The sequence below is a fragment of the Mahella australiensis 50-1 BON genome (genome assembly GCF_000213255.1).
GTDB classification, from domain to species: Bacteria; Bacillota; Clostridia; order Mahellales; family Mahellaceae; genus Mahella; species Mahella australiensis.
In genome coordinates this window covers 2,770,535-2,788,780 of record NC_015520.1, presented here as the reverse complement: position 1 = coordinate 2,788,780, position 18,246 = coordinate 2,770,535, and the positions used below count along the sequence as shown (strand labels likewise).

20 protein-coding genes are annotated in these 18,246 nt (G+C 45.1%); 8 read left to right on the top strand and 12 right to left on the bottom strand.

The genetic code is table 11. The features are described from left to right. The 7 genes from MAHAU_RS13160 to pgeF all read left to right on the top strand — a co-directional run bounded on the left by MAHAU_RS13160 (nt 1) and on the right by pgeF (nt 5,536). On the top strand, nt 1–603 hold the full coding sequence (locus MAHAU_RS13160) for an indolepyruvate oxidoreductase subunit beta (protein ID WP_013782212.1): 603 nt from the start codon (nt 1–3) through the stop codon (nt 601–603). Between the two features lie 20 nt (nt 604–623). Beyond that, on the top strand, nt 624–1,892 hold the full coding sequence (locus tag MAHAU_RS13155; protein WP_013782211.1) for a phenylacetate--CoA ligase family protein: 1,269 nt from the start codon (nt 624–626) through the stop codon (nt 1,890–1,892). Nucleotides 1,893–2,313: 421 nt separating this feature from the next. Further along, a complete protein-coding gene (locus MAHAU_RS13150; protein WP_013782210.1) occupies nt 2,314–2,529 on the top strand; it encodes a glycine zipper domain-containing protein in 216 nt (71 codons plus the stop codon). 15 nt (nt 2,530–2,544) lie between these two features. After that, nucleotides 2,545–2,847, top strand: a complete 303-nt coding sequence (locus MAHAU_RS13145; protein WP_013782209.1) for a hypothetical protein — start codon at nt 2,545–2,547, stop codon at nt 2,845–2,847. Continuing rightward, nucleotides 2,844–3,455, top strand: a complete 612-nt coding sequence (locus MAHAU_RS13140) for a hypothetical protein (RefSeq protein WP_013782208.1) — start codon at nt 2,844–2,846, stop codon at nt 3,453–3,455. Before MAHAU_RS13145 ends, MAHAU_RS13140 begins: the two co-directional genes overlap by 4 nt. Before the next feature lie 140 nt (nt 3,456–3,595). Further along, nucleotides 3,596–3,850 carry a hypothetical protein gene (locus MAHAU_RS13135; RefSeq protein ID WP_013782207.1) on the top strand — a complete coding sequence of 85 codons (255 nt, stop codon included), beginning with the start codon at nt 3,596–3,598 and terminating at the stop codon, nt 3,848–3,850. 858 nt (nt 3,851–4,708) lie between these two features. Continuing rightward, nucleotides 4,709–5,536: a peptidoglycan editing factor PgeF gene (pgeF, locus tag MAHAU_RS13130; RefSeq protein WP_013782206.1), complete on the top strand. Its 828-nt coding sequence runs from the start codon at nt 4,709–4,711 to the stop codon at nt 5,534–5,536. A 37-nt stretch (nt 5,537–5,573) separates the two neighbouring features. On the opposite strand, the gene MAHAU_RS13125 is transcribed toward pgeF, so the two are convergent. From MAHAU_RS13125 to MAHAU_RS13075, 11 genes are all read right to left on the bottom strand, one after another. Continuing rightward, nucleotides 5,574–6,395, bottom strand: coding sequence for a VanW family protein (locus MAHAU_RS13125; protein WP_013782205.1), 822 nt, complete (start codon nt 6,393–6,395; stop codon nt 5,574–5,576). A gap of 12 nt (nt 6,396–6,407) precedes the next feature. Further along, nucleotides 6,408–7,061: a B12-binding domain-containing radical SAM protein gene (locus MAHAU_RS13120; protein ID WP_041644162.1), complete on the bottom strand. Its 654-nt coding sequence runs from the start codon at nt 7,059–7,061 to the stop codon at nt 6,408–6,410. Nucleotides 7,062–7,155: 94 nt separating this feature from the next. Further along, nucleotides 7,156–8,052 carry a M15 family metallopeptidase gene (locus MAHAU_RS13115; RefSeq protein ID WP_013782204.1) on the bottom strand — a complete coding sequence of 299 codons (897 nt, stop codon included), beginning with the start codon at nt 8,050–8,052 and terminating at the stop codon, nt 7,156–7,158. Between the two features lie 125 nt (nt 8,053–8,177). Further along, entirely contained in the window at nt 8,178–8,396 is a 219-nt protein-coding gene (locus MAHAU_RS13110; protein WP_041644161.1) for a hypothetical protein, read from the bottom strand. A gap of 66 nt (nt 8,397–8,462) precedes the next feature. After that, nucleotides 8,463–9,227, bottom strand: coding sequence for an ABC transporter ATP-binding protein (locus MAHAU_RS13105; protein ID WP_013782202.1), 765 nt, complete (start codon nt 9,225–9,227; stop codon nt 8,463–8,465). Beyond that, a complete protein-coding gene (locus MAHAU_RS13100) occupies nt 9,218–10,072 on the bottom strand; it encodes a hypothetical protein (protein WP_148258434.1) in 855 nt (284 codons plus the stop codon). Before MAHAU_RS13100 ends, MAHAU_RS13105 begins: the two co-directional genes overlap by 10 nt. Further along, nucleotides 10,038–10,610, bottom strand: coding sequence for an RNA polymerase sigma factor (locus MAHAU_RS13095; RefSeq protein ID WP_013782200.1), 573 nt, complete (start codon nt 10,608–10,610; stop codon nt 10,038–10,040). The genes MAHAU_RS13100 and MAHAU_RS13095 overlap by 35 nt, the downstream gene beginning before the upstream one ends. Further along, complete coding sequence (locus MAHAU_RS15795; RefSeq protein WP_013782199.1) at nt 10,610–11,272, bottom strand: hypothetical protein; 663 nt, start codon at nt 11,270–11,272, stop codon at nt 10,610–10,612. The genes MAHAU_RS13095 and MAHAU_RS15795 overlap by 1 nt, the downstream gene beginning before the upstream one ends. Beyond that, entirely contained in the window at nt 11,269–13,479 is a 2,211-nt protein-coding gene (locus MAHAU_RS13085) for an ABC transporter permease (protein WP_013782198.1), read from the bottom strand. Before MAHAU_RS13085 ends, MAHAU_RS15795 begins: the two co-directional genes overlap by 4 nt. Beyond that, nucleotides 13,476–14,363: an ABC transporter ATP-binding protein gene (locus tag MAHAU_RS13080; RefSeq protein ID WP_013782197.1), complete on the bottom strand. Its 888-nt coding sequence runs from the start codon at nt 14,361–14,363 to the stop codon at nt 13,476–13,478. The genes MAHAU_RS13085 and MAHAU_RS13080 overlap by 4 nt, the downstream gene beginning before the upstream one ends. An 89-nt stretch (nt 14,364–14,452) precedes the next feature. Continuing rightward, the gene (locus tag MAHAU_RS13075; protein ID WP_013782196.1) at nt 14,453–15,334 is read right to left on the bottom strand and encodes an ABC transporter ATP-binding protein; all 882 of its coding nucleotides are present in this window, start codon (nt 15,332–15,334) and stop codon (nt 14,453–14,455) included. 973 nt (nt 15,335–16,307) lie between these two features. On the opposite strand from MAHAU_RS13075, the gene MAHAU_RS13070 reads away from it, so the two are divergent. Then, nucleotides 16,308–16,907, top strand: coding sequence for a hypothetical protein (locus MAHAU_RS13070; RefSeq protein WP_013782195.1), 600 nt, complete (start codon nt 16,308–16,310; stop codon nt 16,905–16,907). A gap of 370 nt (nt 16,908–17,277) precedes the next feature. On the opposite strand, the gene MAHAU_RS13065 is transcribed toward MAHAU_RS13070, so the two are convergent. Beyond that, entirely contained in the window at nt 17,278–17,793 is a 516-nt protein-coding gene (locus MAHAU_RS13065; protein ID WP_148258433.1) for a hypothetical protein, read from the bottom strand. Nucleotides 17,794–18,246 lie beyond the last annotated feature (453 nt).

The following is an 18,246-nucleotide window of genomic DNA, read 5'->3' as shown; positions in this document are numbered from 1 at the left end:
ATGCAATACGATATACTAGTAGCGGGAGTCGGCGGACAAGGCGTGATACTGACATCAAGGCTGTTAGGATTGGCTGCTATGAAAGCCGGCCTTCATGTAACCACTGCCGAAACCATAGGAATGTCACAGCGGGAAGGTGCTGTAGTAAGCCACATACGTTTAGGACGTGAAATATTCGGCCCTCTCATACCGAAAGCCGGTGCCGACCTTATAATAGGAATGGAACCATCCGAAGCAGCAAGAAACATGCCCATGTTAAAGCGAAACGGACATATGATAGTAAATACTTTTCCTGTGATACCGGCATCAGTAGCTATAGGTTTAAGCCAATATGACGTGAACGAAATATTGGCATTTATAAATAATACATGCAAAAATGCAATCCTGGTCGATGCAACAGAACTGGCCAAACAAGCCGGGAATCATAAATCTGCCAATGTGCTACTGTTGGGCATTGTCGCTGCTGCGGGTTTGCTTCCTTTTGATATAAGCATTTTACAGCAAGCTTTAGAAGAAGAATTGCCGAAAAAATATTTAGGAGTAAACAAAAAATCCTTTGAAATTGGCATTAATATGTTGTATAATATAAAAAATAAAGTTTAGTCGAGAGGAGACGAGCTTAGATGAGCATAGAATTAGTCGAGAGTCGTAAGAATATTGAATTCGATCAGTTGGAAAAGCTAAAAGCTCTCTTACGCAGAGTCAGTGAAAACAGCCCGTTTTATAAGAAGAAATTCCACGATTGCAAAATCGATGTTGAAGCTGTCGGGACACTGGATGATCTGACCTATCTTCCATTTACCACAAAGGATGAATTAAGGGATGCCTATCCGTTGGGCATTCAGTCGGTACCTGACGAAGATGTGGTAAGGGTGCATTCTTCCTCCGGTACTACCGGTAAACCAGTCATAGTACCTTATACGCGTAACGATGTGAATACGTGGGCTGAAATGATGATGAGATGCTACATGATGGCTGGCATAACGCCAAAAGACCGCATTCAGATAACGCCGGGTTATGGCCTGTGGACAGCCGGTATAGGCTTTCAAGCCGGTGCAGAACGCTTAGGCGCCATGGCGATACCGATGGGGCCGGGCAATACAAGTAAACAATTGCAAATGATGGTGGACATGAAATCCACAGTGCTAACCAGCACCTCGTCATACGCGCTGTTGCTGGCAGAAGAAGTAGAGCGGCAGGGTTTAAGGAATAAAATACACCTCCACACAGGTATCATAGGCTCCGAACGCTGGAGCGATAAAATGCGCCATACAATAGAAAGCAAACTCGGCATAGAAAGCTTTGACATATACGGTTTGACTGAAATCTATGGTCCCGGTATAGGATTGGATTGCCGCTACCATGATGGCATACATTATTGGGCTGATCATCTTTTGTTTGAGATCATCGATCCTGTGACCGGTGAAAGGCTCCCTGATGGAGAATTGGGCGAATTGGTCATAACAACGCTGACCAAAGAGGGGGCACCGCTTATACGATATCGCACGAGGGACCTCACCAGGCTGATTACCGAGCCATGCCCATGTGGTAGCCCATTCCCACGTATAGACCGTATATTAGGGCGCAGCGATGATATGATAAAAATAAAGGGCGTGAACATATACCCCGGTCAGATAGAAGAGCTGTTGCATCGAATACCCGATATATCCAGCGAGTACCAGATAATATTGACGCGAAACGAAGGCAAAGATAATATGTTACTGATGGTAGAGGCAGAAGATATAACGCATAAAGAAGCTTTAGAGAAAACCGTCCAAAAAGAATTCAAATCCTCTATAGGCGTGCATATAGATGTTAAGTGCGTTGAGTTATGTAAACTGCCGCGCAGTGAGAAAAAAACCAAACGGGTTATAGACCAGAGGGAATTATAAATACCCGCCGCGTTGCACGTTTTATGTCAAAATCCCGTTTTCGACAGTTGTAAGAAAATATGACGTATGGAATCCGCTATTTTTAGCGGATTCCAAGACTTTTTTGAATACTCTTTCCTCATACAGGGCAACATCTACCGCACTGTCAACATCTATTATCTTTAAGCTACATCATTCAGTTTCTTGACGGGTTGTGTTACAATGAAAGCCAATTAAAGGATTTAATTCATCTGCAACTGTCGAACTCGCGGATAGCTGAACAATCACATAACGATGCCGAAAAGTAAAATTTTTCATGGGAATGCTTGCATTTATAAGAGATATGGTATATTCTAACCATAGAAAGCAAAAGGAACGGGGGCGGTTCCGTTGGATGAGTCATTGACGCTTAACGGTTGATAGCAGACAAGGAGTGAGAATAATGAAACGTCAGTCGCCTAAATGGAAAAATGAAATAGAGCGTGATCAAAAGAAAAATCATGAGCCTGAAGAAATGGGCGCGGCAATAGGTATAGTATTTGGAGCGATCATGGGTGTTGTGAATGACAAATTAATTGGAGTTTCCATGTTGTTAGGCGTCGCAATTGGAGGTTTTCTTGGTATGCTTTTTAGATGGTTCGCTGACAGAAAAGATTAGAAAAGAGGTAATCTTATGAATATGAAAACAAAAATTATATCAATTTTAGCATTACTTTTCTTAGTGGCTTGTACTTTTAACGGAACCAATTTCGCGAAGGCTGAACAAGTTAACAGTTTTGATATTGCAAAAGCAAAAAATGATTTGGCAAACGCGCATAAAAGTGAATTTATACAAATGTCCCCTGAAGAAGCTCAAAAAAGGGCTCAAACAATCGACCAACAGTTATGCAAACTTATTGCTGAAGGTAAGTCTCAAGATGAAATTGATAAAGTAATAAGTTATATAGATTGGAAAATCCACAATAATCTGGTGTGACTCCATTATCAGAGCCTGCTGACGCAATACATAATGCTGTGAGTATATATTATGACTCAGGTGCATCACAATGGGTTGTTTCTGGTGGCGGTTGGTGGACAGACGATAATTGGTATTATGATAAGAATTGGGCATGGATTCCTTATTATGGAAAAACACACAACGTTGGGGGTTTAGATTCCGTAGGAATTGCTTATAACAATACCTATGGAACCTATAATGCAAATGTTGTTTCATCGATGGGATATATGACAGATCAAAATGGTTGGAGTACAACATCATATAGTCCGTCGCATGGTAATGGCTCTTATGGTGTTGCATTTAACATACAAGATGTGCAGAAATATAAGAGGAATCCTCCGATCCCTTATGTTTATTCAACCGACATAGCTTACAAAGGTAAAGGATACTCTGCGCTTATCAGATATAACAGTAATTTTTCAAACTATCATGGTAATGCTAGGGTGTTCTACGCTCATACCTGGAATACGTGTAATATAAATAGTCTTACATTTGGATATGGATCTGGTTTTGAGTTTGGTGTAAATATAAGTTTTTCCAATTCAAATGGGTGGAGAATATTTACCAACTCTGATACAAGATTTTAATAATTAATTAATGTTTTCCAATGTGAGAGGTAGGTAGTTAAATAATAACTTACCTCTCACATAATAAAAAGGTAATAATAATATTAAACAAAAAATATTATTATTGAGATATTACTATAATAGACAGGAAGGGTGATCAAATGTCATATGGGCTATTGCATATATTGGTAATTATATTATTAAGTGCGGTAATTCTTACTTTTTTAATGAAATCAATATTTAAAAATCACAATTCATTTGGAATTATGTTATTAGGTATTGAATTTACAATGGCCGGTGGAATCTTCTTTATTAGCGATAAAATCAATTTTATTGGAAGTGATATTGTTGAAATATCCCTGATTTTAATTGGCTTTGTCGTGGTAATATCTGGTTTAATAAATGATAATAAATAATTAAAAAGTCTAGGAAATTCAAGCTTATTAAAACCGGTATAGATAGTTCTAATCCGGCATGGTGCTGTCCTGCCTTATTTTCCTTTCTCGGATTAACTCGTTTTAGGAGGTAGTAAAATGCTAAAATTCAAATACAGGCCAATTCTGAAAGCCTCAGTATATCTCAGCGCATGATCTACGTAAAAAATAAATTTTACTGTTATTGGTGATTACTCCGTATCTTATAAGAAAGATGAAGCTTTTACAAGTGTCGTTTGGAGGGCGGTAAGAGATAGAATTCAAGTGCCGCTACTGAACCGAAGATATACAAAAATATTTTTTGCCGTGCCTCAGCGTCGTTGCACATTTTATGCCAGAATGGTATAATGTCATCGTAAAATGTCGACAATCATAAGAGCCGCTTCTTGAAACGGCTCTTATTGCGTGACTATTTAGGTACTGTGATGCATAGGCGAAGGTAACGATTAGCCTTAAGGCGATTTTGTGAAGGATATCTGGTGAAACTTAGCGAAGTGTAGGATAAGAATTTCCCAGCGTAACCGAACTATCTAAACGATGCTAAAGACGGTCCTGCCCTAGAATAACAAGATAAGAGAGATTATCGGCGCTTTGGAAATTCCCGAAACGAGCTTTAGTTTCACCGATATTCGAAACACATGAGCCGGAGGCTAATCAGTTACCAAGCCTGTGGGATAGCTGAATAGACACTTTATTGCTATAGAAGGTGAGCGATAGATGCCCCAAAACCTATTCGATGTGATACCCGAGCGGCTGTTCAGCGTGCTCAGAAGCTATTATTTCAATATATAGCCGATTACGCCGATGTCGGCGGCTAGAGCATAAGGAGTTTTTGTGGATATGATAATGGAAAATTCAGAAGGATTCACATATCATGAAGTCGATGGGATAGGCTTTTTTACGATACCGCTTTTTGGACAGACCAACGTGGCGAAAGCCTGTTTTTCAACAAGGCGGGGAGGAATCAGCACAGGAGCGTTGGCTTCGTTGAATCTTGGATTCAACCGCGGCGATGATGCCGCGATCGTGGATGAAAATTACCAAAGGCTTTGCGATGCCATAGGCATAAAGCCGGAGCAACTGTTTTTTGGAAATCAGGTGCATGGCGATGTCATAAAGCGCGTGTATGTCGATGAACAAGGCAAATCTTTTGTCAACGATGGTACTGCGCGAGGCGTAGACAGCCTTATAACGGATCAGCCGAATGTGGCTCTCGTGACATTGTATGCCGATTGTGTTCCGCTTTATTTCCTCGATCTCACGCATAAAGCTATCGGGTTGAGCCATGCGGGCTGGCGGGGCACTGTGGCTGGTATTGGGGTAAAGACCCTGCAAGCCATGGAAGAAGCCTTCGATACCCGGCCCGAACAATGCCTTGCGGCCGTGGGGCCTTCGATAGGGCCGTGCTGTTTTGAAGTCGATGAGCCGGTGGCCCGTCGTTTTCCGGGGTTGCAAGATGCGTATGAAAATATTGTGACAAAGCGGGGCGACAAGTATTCGGTTGACCTGTGGAGAGCCAATATGCTCCAGTTGATGCAAGCCGGTGTGAAAGAGAGCAATATAGCATTAGCCGGGCTGTGCACCGCATGCCATCCGCATTTGTTCTATTCCCACAGGAGGGATAAAGGTGATACGGGCCGCATGGCGGCAATGATAATGCTTACTTAATATAACCGATCGTCTCTTTTTAGCATTTTCTACATTTTTAAGCCTGGCAGCTATCTTTAGGCTCAGATAGAAATGGTTGATACATCATTATAGCATGGTTTTGAACTATGGGCCTATCATCCAGTATATTATCGTCTTCGTCGAATGTCCTGCGATATATGATATTGTGACGTACGTACTGACCCAATGGTTCATGCGTTATCCAATGCTCACCTTCATATATCTCGTAGTGATACTGTATAGGTGATGTGGAACGCCACTGACCGCAAAGGTGGGTATCGGTAACTGATAGCGCCAGTATAAAGGATTGAGCGGTATCGTTTTTTATCTGTAAATCAAGGCGTGGATAAGCGCATGTAGCTCCGCTTCCGAATGGCTGGGTTCGGTTATCATCCGGGAATACATCATAACTATGTCTCCAGCGTTCAACGACGGTAAGAGGGGTGTGCAATGTCATCCAGTATATAAGGTTAGATAATTGGCAGAGACCGCCCCCTGTGCCGCTGCGCACCTGCCCGTTATAAAGTACCATACCTTCCGTATAGCCTTTCCTTGCCGTAGGCCTTCCTATGTATTTCCAATATGAAAAAGTTTGTCCTGAGTGGATTACGGCCCCGTTTAGCTTTTGAACGGCCAGTTTCAGATTTATAATCTTGTTGTATTGCAGCCACATATCCGCTCCTTTTAGGTTCCTTATGAGCGGTGTTTCATGATTAAATATTATATAAGGATAATTATCCTTATTTTCATATCCCGAGCTATATGATACGCCGGATAGATACCATTGCCGATAACGCAGTATGGTATGATAGGTCCTGCCAAGCCATATGCGCACCTGACTGCGTGATTTACGTTCTATGAGCTATCCCCCCTATATTATCAACTTTGCGATGTGCATTTTCAGATAAAGGCGTCGCAGCCCTCTCATCTGATGCTCGACAACGCTTTGCCAGCGCCCGAAAGGACCTCCCACCAGCGCGACGGCCGCCCATAGAAGCTTAGGTAAGCCTTTATGACCGACCATATGATCTCTTTTTGCGTCATGTAATGCGTATTCATTAAGGAGTGCGCGCACTATATTCCCGTCGGCGTCTAGATACGATATCCCATTTACTTTCGACACACCGCCGCCGTCGGCTAAAGCATCGACCAATTCGGCGAATATCTCCTCGCCTTCGCCGCGCACCACATAATCCGCATTGCCTGTGCGCAGCACATCTTCATCCAGAAACGTCACGTGATATCCACCGGTAACTACTATCCTACTGGCTTCTTTGGCATAGGCGGCTATTTCAAGCACTTTGTTGTGGCGGCTGGTATCGCCCGATATGCCTACTATGTCCCAGTCGCGCCACGGTATATCTTGAAGCTTTATAGGTTGTGCATTCATGTCTATTATATCAACGGAATGTTTACCGTCCTTGCGCAAGTACGCGGCCAGATAGGCTACCCCGAGCGGCGGCAGCTTGAGCCCCATTTTATAATATATCCCGTTGGATGGGGCGTTGACCAAAAGCACATTCACTTTACAGAACTTCCCTTCGATATATTGTTTCCTTTATTATACACCGATTTTAGGATTTTGTATAATTATATTTGCAGATAACGATAAAAGCCTATTATTTAGCGTTCAATGAAGCTGTAATGATATAGCCGCCGGTGTTGTCGCTCGAAACGGTATATTTGACTGTTTTGGGTACTTTTATCTTATCTTTCTTTGCAGTTACTCGATAAACGTAATATTCAGAGCCGTCAACGGTTATAGTATAGCCTTTATTGTTTTTTAGATAATCTATATATTCCTCGAGGACTAAGTTGTTGTTTTTTATGAATGTTGCGTGTGGTTGTCCGACGTATCTGAAATGCCATGGCTCATATGCTATACCTGTGATATCTGTTTTATCTTCAGGGTAGCGCAATATATATCCATATTCCCATGCATTATCGAGTAGCCACTCTCTCGCGTTGTCGGAAATGTCCATACCATGGCGTACGGGTTGAATATCTACGGCCAAACCGGTTTCGTGCTCGCTGGATTCCGGTTTTTGAACGTATGACTTATCATCCGCATTTTTATATAATTCGGATTGTTTTTCATGAGTTCTATAGCCGCTGGTTACCACAAGGTTATTTATGCCATCATTTTCAGCATCCGAAAACATTTTTTGAAGGTGCTCTAACGCAGCGGCATTCATTTTGATATCACTTGACGATAGCGGTATTTTCTTATAGGCTGACACAACGGTCATCTGAGGAACGTTTTCCTTGATTTGATATTTTCCATTGACCAGCCATAGCTCTCTGGTATCTTGTATGTCATCTATTGATACCGGGATCAAATCTATATCGCCTGGTTCGTCCATTTCAGTTTCAGGTGTCGTATCATAATCGTGTGGTGTATCCGGTATCAATTCTTGGTGGTTTATCAGTGCGGCGCCTATTATAATTGTTATTAGTAAGAGGCCTAAAATGATATTTAAACAACTTGAACGCCTTTTTTTATGTTTCTTTTGCATTTTACAACTGTTTCTCCCATTTCTTTTACATTCTCTATGGCTACATATTCAAGGTATATTTTCATCGAATATTCTCTCGTGATTTTGCCTTTCTGAAAGATAAGACGGATAGGAGGGAATTTGGTTCACGTAGCTGGTAGATGCGATTGTGATTTCAATGCCGGGATGGCAATAACGACCTTATTTCCGTCGACTTGAGCATCGAATTCGTAAACGGGTTGATAGAATCCCTTGGAATCCAGGCTGTATTCAAGCGTCACATCCCGAACATCAAAAGTATATTGGCCTTTGCCTTCCGCTGTAAATCCGGCGTTATCCGGAACGGTTATCCCGTATTTTTTCAATGCAAGCCTTATAGTTTCCTCGTCCGCCGAATCGTCCGCTATGTTAGGCCATTAAAATTTACTATTTTATCGGTTATTGCGGTGCATTATGTTTATATACGCCTGCTCCAGCGCTGTGGCGGCAGCCGATGACGGGCAACAGGCAGCGTCGTACATATCCTGCAGCCGGCCATACCATATAATACAACCACTGCGCATGATAAGCACGCGGTCGGCTACGGCGGCAGCGTCCTCCAGTATGTGGGTGGCTATGACGGTAGTGCAGTTTGGGCGCGATGCTATGGCTCTGAGCACGGCCTGCCGCTCTTCGGGAGCCAGACCGGCTGTAGGCTCGTCCAGCAGCCACAGCGACGGATCGGTCAAAAGGCTCTGGGCCACCAGAAAGCGGCGGCGCTGGCCGGGCGAAAGGTTGTCCAGCCTCATATGCGCCACCTCCTCAAGGTGCCATTGCTTCATTATATGGCCTACGCGCCGACGCGATGCCTTTCCGCGCATGCAGGCAAGGTATTCCAACGCGTCTTTCACCCTCATAGATACGTGTATTATACCGGACTGCGGCACGTAGCCGAGCTGTTTTGCCAGCGCCATGCGGCTGACAGGGTCTATGCCGGCGACGGCATCGCTACCCGGCAGGTAACGGTAAAACTGGCGTCCATCCGCCGTATAGCTGCCGCGGTCGGGTAGGATAAGCCCGGCCATCATGCGCAGCAGAGTGGTTTTGCCAGCGCCGTTGGGGCCTACCACAGCGGTTACGCCGGGGCCGAAGCAGGCTGTTATGTGCATGGGAGGGCATTCGGCGTTATCCTTTCGCACGTCCAGCGCTACTCGCATGATGGCGTATCCTCCCTATCGGCGCGGCGCAGCATGAAACATGACCATGCCGTGAGGGCTGCGGCCAGTATGAGGCCTATCCACCGGCTGGCTGTCCAGTATGCATCGCCAGGCGAGGCTATCAGATAAAATGCTTTGAGGTGTGGTCCGACAGCCAACTGCACAGACCACATCATTATGGAGGTTATGAGGGCCGCCGATATGCCAAAACGCAGCGTTACTGCCAGCGAAAGCGCCGCCGACACAAGAAGCGGTATCAGCCAGCTCAGCGTGAGGGCGGCAAAGCTGCTCTCCCAGCCCATGGCCACTGATAGCAGTGTGGCGACCAACGCCGCAGCGGCATCCAGTCCTATGGCTATGACCCAGCGTCCCATGACGGCCACTTCCGACGATACCGTACTTATACGCTCCAGCTCGCCCCACACTCCTCTGCGCTGGTACATGGCGTACAGCGTTAGGCCGCTGCCCAGCCACGGCACCATGGCCACCATTATATTTACGTTTATTATGTCTGCCGTATCGTATGTCCATACGGCGCCTACCAGAAGGACGACCAGCGCCGCTATCCATATATACACGTTGTAAAAGCGCATCTGTGCGGCCGCCGCGCTCAATATATCGCCTATGCTCACGCGCTTGTGCGGAGCGCCATACAGCTCGTCCATATGCTGCCCTATCGCGGCGGCCAGGTTTGCGGTGCTGCCCTCGGGCAGACCGGGCGCTGTATATGCATTCAGGCAATCCTTTATATATGCCGCCTCGTCTTTGTTCAGCCCGGCATCGTCGCATATGGCATTTTCAATATTTCTGTTACGCTCGCTCATCATCAGCACTCCCTTCATCATTGCTTAAACGCCCCTTGAGCAGCTTATAGGCCCTGTGCAGCCTAGATTTTACCGTACCTTCGGGTATGTCCATGACCGCGGCTATGTCCTTTACCTTCATATCCTCGTAAAAATGCAGTACCACCGGCTGGCGTACATCCATGGGAAGCGACGTGACGGCTTCTATGACCCGCATTCGCAATTGCTGTCGCTCCAGCAAATCCACGATGCCGCCATCGCTATCGCATGGCACATCCATATCGCTCATATCGCAGGCCTTCTCATGCAGGTAATGGCCGCTCCTCCACATGTCGCGGCACAGGTTGGACGCTATGCTGTACAGCCACGGCCTGAAGCTGCGCGGCGGCCTGCCGTTATGCAGCGCCTGTATAGCGTGCAGAAAGGTCTCCTGCGCCAGGTCCTGCGCCGCGCTTTCCGAAGCAGTAAGCCGGTATATATACCTGTATATGCTATCGTGATATCTGTATATCAACACTTCCATAGCGGCCTTGTCACCGCGGCTCGCCGCCGCCGCAAGCTGTTCGTCGTTCAAATCCATTACGTTTCTCCTATCAGTCTTTCGCTGCTGTCGTACAACCGTGCTGCAGCCACTCCCAGCGCTAACGATATAATCACCAGCGTCCACCGGTTTATAGCTATATTGAAGCCATCGGGCGGGTTTGTGGCAGCGAAAAGATAGATTTCCTTTATCACCGGTCGACCGACCATCGTGTCTATAAACCACCATGCGAAGGTCGCGCCCTGGCCGGCCATGGCGCTTTTAGCCAGCACAGCAGCAAAGGAGGCCATAGCCGTAAGCACCAACGGTACCGGCAGACTATAGGCTATCATCTCACATGCGCTCATATCTAATTTTACCACATATGTACCGGCATATGCTATAACGGCCGTGCTTATGACGATGAACGCCGCGACGGGCCACAGTATGCGGTAGCAGACCACCTCCGCCCTGTTAAACGGCAGCGACATGAACAGCATGGGCCGCCTGCCCTCGACATCGCTCCATACCGAGGAGGACAGAATAACGGCAGTGAGTGGCAAAAACTGTTCAACCATAGCGTATAATGTACCTCCATCGGGGGGGTTACCGAAAAGCGAATCGTAATTTGCCAGGATAACGGCGCATAGCAGGCCAAAGGCTGCAGCCGCCGCGATGCCGTGCCTTAGTAGTATGCCCTGAGCGTGAATGCGCTTTATCATAAACCGAAGGCCTCCTTTATATCCTCTACGCTAAGCGGCTGCTTTTGCGCCTTCATATACAATTCGTGTAAAGTAGCTTGGGCGGCGGCATCGTCATGGCTCGCAAACCATTTCATTATTTTATCGGCATCCGATATCGAGAAGCCGTCTATATCCTCTATATAGCCCTTGATATCTTCAACGTCATATGAGCCGGTGTATTTCCACTTTCTCCACTCCGGATATATGGCGTATAGTATATACTCGCCCGAACCGCCATTTTGTGCCCTGCCCGTCATCACGCCATAGAAAAAGTCCTGCTCATAGCCCATCGCCTCCCTTGCCGCCATGTAAAAGCCCTGCGCTCCGTCGACAAGCTCAGGCATATAACGATCGCCGTTGAACGGCGGCATTATTACGCCCACAGCCTTCCTGCCAGATATGCCAAACCATTTCCATGTGTCGTTCATGACCGTTACGGGATATTTACCCTCGTCGCCTTTATATTCGGGCGGCCTGTATAAAGCGCTGCCATCCACGTCCACCCTCTCCAGCGGCCAGCATATCAGTGTCAGGTAATGCCCCTTGCCCGCTATGCGCACGTCCTTCTCGCATGGATTCTGAGCCTCGCCTATGCTGGATACGACCGGCGAGGCATTGTCCTTGTGCACCGTTACGGTGAAATAGGACTGGCGCTGCCATGGGTCTATGTTGCCGTTTGTGGCAGGTGATTTTTCGTCCATCTCGTTTGTTAAGCCGAGCGGCACTATCTGGCTTACGCCTGTCAGTGATACACCCCAGCCGTTTTCGGAAAAACCGCCAGAATCAGTGGTTTTCATAAGCGGCAAAGGAACGGTCAGCGGGTACCAGCCGTAATCGGCAGGCAGTATGAAGCCGTATTTATCGGTAAAGGCGTTGAGGCGCGGGTGTAAGTAATATATGCCCCACCACTCGGCGCTGCCTGTGTATTCCATGTCTATGTGCGCCGATGCGCCGGCATTGAGAGATAATCCCTCCAAGTAAACACCGTCGCCGACCCGCTTAGCGGTCAGCTTTTTGCCATCAGCCGACGCAGATGTGACGTTAAAGCCGTGCCATAGCGTGATGAGTGGGTTTTCCATGGTGTCATCGCCTACATTGCGCAGGTTGAGAGCGGCCTTTACCGATAGCACAGGTGGCTTGGTCACATCGACATCCAGGTCATAGCTGTCTATATAGAGCGGCATCTCGGCAAGGTAGTCCGCAGAGGGCAGCTCTACAGCATTGGCCGAAGGCTGTTTATTGCTGTAGAAATGGCCGTAGTATTCATCGTAAAAGGCCATTTCATCCCGGTATTTTCTATATCCATAACCCTGCTCATAGAAAAAGACTGCCGCAGAGCATATTACCAGTGCCAGGCTGACGGACAAGGTGGTGCGCAAAACCATCTTTGCTCGTCCGGCCGCCCTGCGCCTTCGTATCAATACGGCGGCCAGCGCGGCGATAAACAGCGCCAGTGCTATATAGAATACGCGCTGCCAAAGTATGCCAGGATACAGGACGGTGGTGTATAAATCCCTCGGCATCTGATTTGGCATCATCATAGGTCCGTTTAATATCCAGTCTATGAGCTGACGAAACATTATTTTATATATGTGTTCCTGAGGAGCGCTTTCATATAGAGGCCATATGCTGGTTATGGTGGATGCGAATGCGCCCATCCATAAGGCTATTACAGTACCATATAGCCAGAAGCCGCGCAGTATGAGACCGAGGGCAGCGCCAGCCGCCGCTGCCGATACCATACCGGCGCCCTGCAACAGCGCCGCAAAACCGAGCTCACCTGCCAAGTACCATATAGACAAGCCGCTGCCGGCCCACTTGACCGTTATCATCACGGCATGCGGCAGCCAGTAAGCCGCCGCGGATGCCAGCACCAGCGGGAATATGCCCATGAATTTGCCGAATATCATAGAAGCATTGTCTACCGGCAGCGCCCACAGTATGTCGGCGCTGTCCTCGTCGGCCTCGCGGTTTATGGCCAGGGCGGCGGCCGCCGATATTATGAACATGGCTACGGTAAGAAATGTCGTGGATTCGTATATAAAGTCCATGCCGGTCGTAGCGTCCTGCGACCGCGCGCTCATGATTGAAAATATGCCCATTAAGGCGCAGACGGCTATGACGGCCGGGCACAGCCACCAGCGACGCGTGCGCAGCCACTGGTATGAAGCAACGTGCTTTATCATGATGCCGCACCCGCTCTCATGCCCGATATAAGGGCCATATAGCCGTCCTCGAGGTCGGGCGATGCCGGCACCGCACCGGAAATCGACGGCTCTTTGGCCAGAAAGCGCAAATAGAGACTGCCGTCCCTGCGCTGCGACGATACCATGACGGCACCGGGCAGATGCTCTGTGTCGATGCCCGGATCGACTTGTGCTTCCCACGTTATGCCGTCGGCGCAGCGCTTCAACGCATCCAGCTCGCCCTCCAGCATTATGCGCCCGTGGTTTAATACAACCAAGCGCTGGCAGCCGGCGGCTACGTCGGATACGATGTGAGTGGACAATATAACGATGCGGTCGACGCTTATGCGGTTTATCAGATTACGGAAGCGCAGGCGTTCCTCAGGGTCCAGCCCGGCGGTCGGTTCATCCAATATCAGCAGCCTCGGGCTGCCGAGAAGCGCCTGGGCTATGGCCAGCCGCTGCTTCATGCCGCCGGAGAATGAGCCTACGCGGTGGTGTATCACATCGTTTAGGCCCACCCAGTCAAGCAACCGGTTTATATCGTCCCTGCGCTGCTTGTCGTTTCCGATGCCTTTCATCAGAGCTATGTAATCCATTAGCTCATATGCCGTAAGATTGTTGAACAGGCCGTATTCCTGTGGCAGGTATCCCAACATGCGCCGCACCTCGTTTTGCTGTGCCGGGAGCGTGTAGTTATCCACGCTTATGTGCCCCGATGTGGGTACTACCAGCGTGGCTATCATCTTCATCATGGTGCTCTTGCCGGCCCCGTTCGGCCCGAGCAGGCCGAATACGCCGCTTTGTATATCCAGCGTCACGCCGTCCAGAGCCTTTGCACCCCTGCGATATACCTTGGTAACGTTGTCAAGATGTATTTCCATCGAATATCCTCCCGTGATTTCATCTTTCTAAAATATAAGACGAAAGAGAGGGATTTTGGTTCATAGAATTATGGCAATATCTTTTGCTCTTATCCTACTAAAATATATGTTGCAGCCAAAATCAATGCATTTAATACAAGCGTTCTTGCGCCTACTTTTCTATCTTTTTCGATATACATGGAGATTATGAGCAAACCTGTGTATAATAGCGTAGCGAGCAATATGATAAGCAACGGCCTGCTTAATATAATCCCTACAAAAAAGGCCTCGATGATTTGAATAGGTATACCCAAAACAACGAATGATTTGATTATCGAAGCCTTGCTGTAAGGCAGATATAAGCCTTCTTTGCTTTTGCTGATTAACAATTCCTTATAATCGCAAATTTTCTCGATTAATTTTAATAAATGAGTTGACAGAATTATTGTCTTACCCCCTTTTCTCAACTCTGCAATTTTTTCTCGTAACTTATAAATCTGTTTGGGGTCCAATCCTTGAAATGGCTCATCAGCCACCAATAAATCAAATTTTCTCAGCAATGCGCAGGATATCAAAAGCTTTTGCAAAGTGCCTTTCGATAATTCGTGGGGGAACTTTTGTAAATGGCTCTCGAGTTCAAAGTCTTTAATTATTTCGTCAACTTTATTCTTGGTATCATATATGCTGCTGATAAATTGCAAATGTTCTATTACTGTGAGTTCTTCATAATAAACGGGTTGGTCAGGTATATACGATATTATGTTTTTATCTTGTGATATTGTTTTGGCGTCAGCACCCAGTACCGTTATTTTTCCGGAATAATCATCATAATAATTCAGCAAACATTTTATGGTAGTTGTTTTGCCCGAACCGTTGGCTCCAATAAGTCCGGTTATTGTATTTTGAGGAACTGCGAAACTGATACTTTTTAAGGCACAAAGTGAACCGAAGTATTTCTCGACCCCATCAAATATAACAGCTTCTTTAGTCATTTGCCCGCGATTCACACCCTTATTGCAAATTCTTTAATAATTATAACAAAAATATATCGATCATACAATGCTCTTGAGAAACGGGAACTCATGTAACTTTTTTGAAGAAGATTATGGTAACTATATACAGAAACACATGAGCCAGAGGCTAATAAGTTATCAAACCTATGGGATACTTAAACAGGCACCAAACAATGATATCAGAAAGTAAAATTTCCCATGGAAATGCTTGCGTTTATAAGATATGCGGTGTATACTAATCATAGGAACCAAAAGAAGTGGGGGTGATTCCCTTGAATGAGTTATTGACGCTCAAGGTTGATAGTAGACAAGGAGTAAACTAATAAAACTTCAGTCGGCGAAATGGAAAAACGAAATAGAGCACTACAACTATATTGTACTAGGAGGTATAAATACGATGAAACGATCTGCAACAAAAGCGATTATGCTTATACTTATCAATGTCTTTATTACTTCATTGTTTACAACCGTAGCATTTGCGGCATAGTATATTTACTATGGAGGTGGTCTGCTTAACCCTGAAGTAGAAGTCGAAAATCGACTTAGCTATAGCATTTTTTCGTCTTGTATAACCAAATGGAACAATACTAATACTCCCGTCGAAATAACTCAGGTTCCTGGATCTGGCCACAGTTATTGTATAGATGGACAGTGGGATGATACATGGTACGGATTGTATACTCCTCAGAATCTTCAATATGTTTTTTGGGGGCGCGCTGGTAAGTTTAAGATCGAATTAAATAGAAATACTCTGGTTAGCGAATCTGATACATTTAGAAGTAGCGTTTTGGTTCATGAACTTGGTCACGCTTTTTGCTTGGGTGATAATCCTTCTTCTGGAAATTCTTCTATTATGAATTACGACTGTAACAGAAACTATTTGACATGGCCGACAAGTGATGATATTGCTGGTGTGAACAATGTGTATGGTAACTGATAGGAGGTGTTTAATATGACAACTGCCAAAAAACATGTTATAACTATTTCTATCTTGATTTTAATTTCTCTTGCATTGATTATTGTGATTGCCGTGAATTTTTTCCCAAAACCAATGATTCACGGAGACTATCCATATTATCCCGATGTTAAGAGTATTACAAATGCTGCCGATGTTATTATTGTTGGTGAAGTCGTTTCAGCCAAAGATGTTCAGGACCTTATGGTTGATAGAACTCCCAATAAAACTAACAAGGAAACAACTCCATATACTATCTCAACTGTAAAGGTTGTTGAAGTAGTTAAAGGGAATGTGAACATTGGCGAGATAATTACTATCAAGCAATTAGGAGATTATAAAGCCAAGCCTGAGGCAACACTACACGAAATGAACGGTTATTTATCTAAGGATACAGAACAGTTGATGTTCCTATGTGAGTATGATGATTCTCCGTATTCACCAGTAAATCCAGCACAGGGTATTATCAAAGTTAGGAATGGTACTACGCTCTATTCAGCTAACGAGTATTCTTTATTTGGTTATACTGCGACTTCTGCAAAGACGGCAGATAGTCTGGATTCAGCTATAGCAATGATTAAAGACTGTATTGATTAGCATCTTTTCTAGACAAGGCGGTTAAGCTCTGTGTGCTTAACCGCCTTGTCTAGCAGATTCATCTATTAGAGCTGTGTTACTCTCTTTATTCAGCGTGATATCAAGCTTTTTTATGTATTTATAAGACGATGTCAATAGAATAGTCTATCGCTTACGCGATAGCACTATTGAAATTTATGCCCTTAGGACGCCATTATAAGGATAAATAAACAGATTAGATGCTTGGCACTAAAGGACCTTAGCAACTTACCCTTGGATATACTCAGGATATGCTTTTTATACTTTCATAATAGCGAAAGTCACTCAAAATATTAGAATACCTAAATTCGAGCTATACTAAGATCGCTATTTGAAATTTGAAAATAGTACGTTATGGCAATGTAATATCTTTGTCAATAACTTCTAGTTCATTAGCTAGGGATTCATCATACACAGTAATATGCCATTTTATAATATCACCAGTTCTAGGCAATGGTTTTATGGGGGAATACATAAGTCCATTATGCAAGGTTTTACCGGGCGGTAGATATATATAAGCCATATTTATATCTGATCCGCTTTTAGGCTCAAGCTTGGCGACTTTTCCTAAAATAGGATCTCCTTGTAGGCCTACTGAATAATATTTATTACCTTGCTTATCTGCTATATAACTCTTTTTATCATATATATTTCGTTCGTCGTTAGAATTTAATTCATCATGATCTGGAACGGCATAACCCAATGGTATTATAATAATTTTATTGCTAGTATTTGTTATATCTGCAAATAATATAGTTGATCCTAAAGATTTTCCACCAAATCCTGAACTTTCACTCTGAGCAGTAATTGATGTAATTGTTATATTTAGATTTTTGCCGTTTATATTATAATTCATGTTATCTTTCATATACCGTTGCCCATTGCTACATCCAGTGGAAAGCAACACAATGATTATCAAAAACGAAACTGTTATTTTCCGCATTTTGCATCACCTCTATGATGTTTTATAGTAATTCTAAAAATATATTCGTCGCGTCCGTAAAGATGCCACCATCATTACACTCTTTGATTATCTGCTCCTTAAATTCTTCGCTATATTGCTTTTGTGTCATGATTATTTAGCCTCTATACTTAAAGAATTTCGTGGTCGTGACTGGTAAGCCCTGTATTACATGTGTTTTTATATCAACTACATGCAGTCGATGGAGCATTTCCCGTATTTATTCCACGATCCTTTTGACAATGAGCCTCCGCCGGCATGTTTGCAGGCATCACCGGCATCCTCCATGTTGAGCAAGAAGTTGGGCTCTGGAGCATGGCTGGTACCTGGCACATCAGCCTAACATGTCGGCACTCATTG

Excerpts from the sequence above, each read along its gene's own strand:
- MAHAU_RS13085 (WP_013782198.1), bottom strand. The coding sequence starts at position 13,479 with ATGATAAAGCACGTTGCTTCATACCAGTGGCTGCGCACGCGTCGCTGG.
- MAHAU_RS13115 (WP_013782204.1), bottom strand. The coding sequence starts at position 8,052 with ATGCAAAAGAAACATAAAAAAAGGCGTTCAAGTTGTTTAAATATCATT.
- MAHAU_RS13080 (WP_013782197.1), bottom strand. The coding sequence starts at position 14,363 with ATGGAAATACATCTTGACAACGTTACCAAGGTATATCGCAGGGGTGCA.
- MAHAU_RS13065 (WP_148258433.1), bottom strand. The coding sequence starts at position 17,793 with ATGAAAGATAACATGAATTATAATATAAACGGCAAAAATCTAAATATA.
- pgeF (WP_013782206.1), top strand. The coding sequence starts at position 4,709 with ATGATAATGGAAAATTCAGAAGGATTCACATATCATGAAGTCGATGGG.
- MAHAU_RS13135 (WP_013782207.1), top strand. The coding sequence starts at position 3,596 with ATGTCATATGGGCTATTGCATATATTGGTAATTATATTATTAAGTGCG.
- MAHAU_RS13075 (WP_013782196.1), bottom strand. The coding sequence starts at position 15,334 with ATGACTAAAGAAGCTGTTATATTTGATGGGGTCGAGAAATACTTCGGT.
- MAHAU_RS13100 (WP_148258434.1), bottom strand. The coding sequence starts at position 10,072 with ATGATGAAGGGAGTGCTGATGATGAGCGAGCGTAACAGAAATATTGAA.
- MAHAU_RS13155 (WP_013782211.1), top strand. The coding sequence starts at position 624 with ATGAGCATAGAATTAGTCGAGAGTCGTAAGAATATTGAATTCGATCAG.
- MAHAU_RS13160 (WP_013782212.1), top strand. The coding sequence starts at position 1 with ATGCAATACGATATACTAGTAGCGGGAGTCGGCGGACAAGGCGTGATA.
- MAHAU_RS13095 (WP_013782200.1), bottom strand. The coding sequence starts at position 10,610 with ATGGATTTGAACGACGAACAGCTTGCGGCGGCGGCGAGCCGCGGTGAC.
- MAHAU_RS15795 (WP_013782199.1), bottom strand. The coding sequence starts at position 11,272 with ATGATAAAGCGCATTCACGCTCAGGGCATACTACTAAGGCACGGCATC.
- MAHAU_RS13105 (WP_013782202.1), bottom strand. The coding sequence starts at position 9,227 with ATGCGAGTAGCGCTGGACGTGCGAAAGGATAACGCCGAATGCCCTCCC.
- MAHAU_RS13070 (WP_013782195.1), top strand. The coding sequence starts at position 16,308 with ATGACAACTGCCAAAAAACATGTTATAACTATTTCTATCTTGATTTTA.
- MAHAU_RS13145 (WP_013782209.1), top strand. The coding sequence starts at position 2,545 with ATGAATATGAAAACAAAAATTATATCAATTTTAGCATTACTTTTCTTA.
- MAHAU_RS13150 (WP_013782210.1), top strand. The coding sequence starts at position 2,314 with ATGAAACGTCAGTCGCCTAAATGGAAAAATGAAATAGAGCGTGATCAA.